Source organism: Paenibacillus algorifonticola (genome assembly GCF_050481745.1).
Classification (GTDB): Bacteria; Bacillota; Bacilli; order Paenibacillales; family Paenibacillaceae; genus Pristimantibacillus; species Pristimantibacillus algorifonticola_A.
Window position 1 is genome coordinate 1 of record NZ_JBCNGR010000054.1, and the last position, 4,368, is coordinate 4,368.

The 4,368-nt window shown below is 48.1% G+C and carries 5 protein-coding genes and 1 riboswitch; of the genes, 1 reads left to right on the forward strand and 4 read right to left on the reverse strand.

What is annotated here, in order from left to right:
* Positions 1-375, reverse strand: a 375-nt coding sequence (locus tag ABEW34_RS30110) for a TetR/AcrR family transcriptional regulator (protein ID WP_430165004.1), incomplete at its 3' end; no start/stop codon positions are given.
* Positions 376-533: 158 nt separating this feature from the next.
* On the opposite strand from ABEW34_RS30110, the gene ABEW34_RS30115 reads away from it, so the two are divergent.
* Positions 534-1,736: an MFS transporter gene (locus ABEW34_RS30115; protein ID WP_430165007.1), complete on the forward strand. Its 1,203-nt coding sequence runs from the start codon at positions 534-536 to the stop codon at positions 1,734-1,736.
* Between the two features lie 257 nt (positions 1,737-1,993).
* Here ABEW34_RS30115 and ABEW34_RS30120 read toward each other — a convergent pair whose 3' ends face one another.
* From ABEW34_RS30120 to ABEW34_RS30130, 3 genes are all read right to left on the reverse strand, one after another.
* On the reverse strand, positions 1,994-2,497 hold the full coding sequence (locus ABEW34_RS30120) for a GNAT family N-acetyltransferase (protein WP_430165009.1): 504 nt from the start codon (positions 2,495-2,497) through the stop codon (positions 1,994-1,996).
* 45 nt (positions 2,498-2,542) lie between these two features.
* Positions 2,543-2,624: riboswitch (ZMP/ZTP riboswitch) on the reverse strand.
* A gap of 56 nt (positions 2,625-2,680) precedes the next feature.
* Positions 2,681-3,379 carry an SDR family oxidoreductase gene (locus ABEW34_RS30125; RefSeq protein WP_430165012.1) on the reverse strand — a complete coding sequence of 233 codons (699 nt, stop codon included), beginning with the start codon at positions 3,377-3,379 and terminating at the stop codon, positions 2,681-2,683.
* A 14-nt stretch (positions 3,380-3,393) separates the two neighbouring features.
* On the reverse strand, positions 3,394-4,368 hold a 975-nt coding region (locus ABEW34_RS30130; RefSeq protein WP_430165015.1), incomplete at its 5' end, for a phosphotransferase enzyme family protein.

Sequence of the window (4,368 nt, forward strand, 5' to 3'; positions counted from 1 at the left end):
GACATACTCCTCCCGCAGAGCGGCTGCGAGCTTCGCATCAAATTGTCCCTCTCCGATAATTTCCGTAATGACCGCTCCTTCACGACTCGTTAAAAATCGGGATAAATTAGTCGCATGCAGCAAAATATCTTCAAATACATTACCCGTATCTGGTATCGGCAGCCTTGCAGATATGGCATACATAAAGCCCGCCATCACAACGGCTCCTTTATTAGGCCACCATTTGTAGATCGTCGCTTTGCTCACCTGTGCCTGCTCGGCAATTTTCTCAACGGTAACGCCGCCAAATCCGATTTCAAGCAGCAAGTTGTAGGAGGCCGTTAAAATAGCACGCTCCGCTTCAACGTTGCGAGGTCTCCCTCTTTTTGTATTCAATGGTCGTAGCTCCTTTTGTGGACTTTCTTTACATTATATAAAATTTTGGGCGCGTTGAAAAAAAACATTTTAAATACTGTACGTATAGTATATAATATAACCATAATTAAAAAAAAGGATTCGCACCACCCATTTGAGCAGAAAGAAGGCATGATGTTATGAACAACTTACCGTCCAAGGAGAAATCCATTCCGAACTGGCTTATGTTTCTTTTAGCCGCTGCTTGCGGTCTTATTGTAGCTAATCTTTATTATGCTCAGACGTTAATCGGGCCGATCAGTTCCTCCATCGGAATACCACTAGGAGCAGCAGGGTTAATTGTAACGCTAACTCAAATAGGCTATGTGGTCGGTTTATTATTTATCGTCCCACTCAGTGATTTGATCGAAAATCGCAGATTGGTTACTGGCTCACTAGTTGTCGTCATTATCGCGCTAATCGGAACGATATTCGCCCCTAATACAGCCACCTTCCTAATCTCCGCTTTATTTATAGGAATAGGCTCGGTTGCTGCGCAAATTCTTGTCCCCTATGCCACTTTCCTGGCGGCGGATGAACAGCGCGGCCGTGTTGTAGGCAATGTAATGAGCGGTCTGCTGCTAGGCATTATGTTTGCTCGGCCATTAGCCAGCCTCATAACGGAATATTGGGGATGGCGGGCGGTATTTATTTCATCGGCTATCGTCATCATATTGCTCGCAATTGTTCTATCCCGTGCGCTTCCACAGCGGAAACCAGCACCGTCTCTCCATTATGGGGAATTGATTCGCTCTTTAGGCTCGCTTTTGAAAGCAACGCCTATTTTGCGTCGCCGCGCCTTTTATCAGGCATGTTTATTTGGCTCCTTTAGTTTATTTTGGACCGTCATCCCTCTGCGTTTAACCGAATATTTCCATTTGACGCAGCAAGGCATCGCTTTATTCGCTCTCGCTGGAGTAGCAGGGGCCGTAGCGGCGCCTATTGCCGGCAGACTGGCTGATCGTGGTTTGACTAAAAGGCTGAGCGGCATCGCGATTGCCGTTTCTGCCCTTTCCTTTTTGACAGCCTATCTTGTTCGGGGGGATTCTTTCGCCGCCTTGGCTTTACTGTTAGTCGCTGCTATCGTTCTGGATATGGGGGTATCTGGAAATCTAGTACTGGGTCAGCGCGTTATCTATTCGCTAGGCAGTGAGATGCGCGGACGCCTTAATGGCCTATTCATGGCTATTTTCTTCATCGGCGGAGCTGTGGGGTCCTTTTTGGGAGGATGGGCCTATGCTTATGGCGGTTGGGCTTTAGCTTCCCTGATCGGTATCGCTCTACCAGTGGTTGCTTTTCTATATTATTTAACCGAGGCCAAACAGCCATCAGGGAATGCATAAAACCTCATGCTTGGAATAAAGAAACTTCCTACAGTGGATAGTGTCTTAATTGCTCATTATCCTCCTGCTTTTTGACTGCGTTCTATAAAGAATCATGCTCAAATACACCGGGATTAAAAAATAAGGGGAAGCGCTGCTTGAACCAAACTTGCATAGGCAATTCGAGCGCTTCCTTTTTGTGTACCCACAACCGTTCACCCTCCGGAAGCTGCTCTAGCAGTTCCCCTTCATGGCGGTTGGCAAATAATCAGGTTCTGTTACAGCTTTTTCTCATATAAATGGGCGCTCCAGCCCTCTGCATCGTATCTGCCGCATAAGCTCAAGCCTTGGCTAACATAAAAAGCGTTAAGCGACGGATTTTCCGCCATGCAATCAAGGCGCATCCAGGTTTTTCCACGCTCGCGAATATATGCTTCCGACCACGCGAGCACTTGACCGCCAATGCCTTGCCCCTTGAAGCTGCGCGATACAGCTAGCCGATGCACATAACCGGCATCCGTATGAAACTGCGCTCCCCAAATCGGCTCGTCATCCCATTCGACCGAAAAACAGCCCGCAAGCCCGCCCTGCAAGTAAGCGACAAACACTTCTTTTTCCCTAATGAATTTCTCTAAATATTCCATTGTAAAAGAATCCTCGCTCCACTGGCGCAAGCCTTTCGTCTCATATATCCAGCGGGCTGCTTCCTTGTATAAACGAAGCATCGCTTCCAGATTCTCAGGTTCGGCGCGTTTAATGGCTACATTTCTCGTCTGCTTCAAGTTGACCTCTCCTTAAAATAGAAAAGTATTTGGTCAGAAGACCAAATACTTTGCCCAGGCGAACGGCTGCTATGACATATGCGCTCCACCGCAGTGCTCTGCGTTTTCGCCAGTTACGCATACCAAATAATTAATGCTAGTATAGCGGAAAGCCGTTATTTGTCAACAACTAAATCCGACTTTCTAAATCGGCATTGGATTGCCTTCATGATCAACAAACATAAAATGGCTGTCCGGCGTGCGGCGCTGTTCCAACAGACCAATAATACCGCGCGCGCTATGGCTCGCATCCAGCGGAGCCTCGCCACCACCCATATCTGTCCTCATCCAGCCGGGATGAATGCTGAGCACCTGAATGCCTCGCTTTTGCAAATAAACATGAAGCTGCTGCGTGAACATATTGAGCGCTGTTTTCGATATCCCATACGGATAATCGCCTGGATATGCATGCGTGATGCTGCCCGCTTCAGAGGAAATGTTAAAAATCGCAGCGTCCTTCTCCGTTAATAAAGGCAGAAAATGCTTGACTACACGCATAGGGCCATATACATTGATATCCATCGTCAGCGCCACATCGCTAAAATCCAGCTGCTCGATTTGTGTATTTCGAGAATTAAGAATGGCAGCATTATTGATAATCGCTCCGAGGCTTACGCCCTGCTCCTTCAATTGTGAAGCGAGTGCGGCAATGCCTTCTTCATTCGTGACATCCAGCTCCACAATCGACAGCCGCTCGCCATACTTTTCTGCAAGTGCCGACAGCTTTTCATTAGTCTCCTTAGGCGAGCGCACGCCCGCCACAACCCCATGCCCGCGCTCCAGCGCCTCGCTCGTCAACTCATAGCCAAGTCCTCGCCCTGCGCCTGTAATTAAAATGTTCATGCTACCTGCCCCCTCTATTTGATTTCTTTCCCGAAGGAAGCTTCCGCTTCCTTAAGCGACTGCTCCAATCTGTTGCGCAGCTGCATCATCCATTCCGGCTCATTTTGCCACGTTTCCGCTATTGCCCGCTTTACACGAGCATAGCTGTACAGGTTATCAAACCGTTTGCAGCCTGGCAGCATCGCCTCCGTCTCCACATTCCATACAAACTCGGACGTGTAGCCGTCGGCAAAAAGCTGCTTTTTACGCTCCCAGTCCTCCGGTGCTATAAACTCCTGCAAGCTTTCCAGCGCTACATAAATGTCCATCGCATACCAGTGATACATTGCATCATCGAAATCAATGACATGGCAAAAGCCCGTCTCCTTATCATAAAACACATTATCGCATTCGAAATCATAATGAATGAGACCGAAATGCGTATCAGAAACCGGCCACGTCTGAAAATAATTCCTTAGCTGCTTCGCTTCATAAAGCGCTGCTGTTTCCTCCGGAAAGGCTGACAGCTCTTCCTCGATCCAATCAAGCACCTCTTCATACGTCCATCGGCGTTGCTTCTCGGGCGTATACGTGCTGGACAAGCGGTGAAGCTCGCCTAACGTTTTCCCGTAAGCAAACAGGGCCGCAGCATTGAAATCGACTTGATCAAAGGACTGGCCTGGCACACGCTTGAATACCGAAGCCGCGTAATTTCCCCAAGGCGTCACTGCTTCAACCAGCTCGGAACCTTGCTTTGCTGCAACCGCTTCCAGTACGTTGAAGCCATTTTCCTTCAAATAGGCGATAAATGCAAGCTCCGCCAGCGTATTCGCCTTATTTTTCTCCGATTGGGGAGCGAAGCGCAGCAGCCTTGTGTTTCCCTCGAAGCGGAATGGATAAACCGCATTGGACGAAATCCGGTAATATTGAAACAGTTCCAGCGAATCTGCATCATAACTCCAATTTTGCAGCAGCATTTCAGCCAAGTCGGTATTATTAAACAAATATTT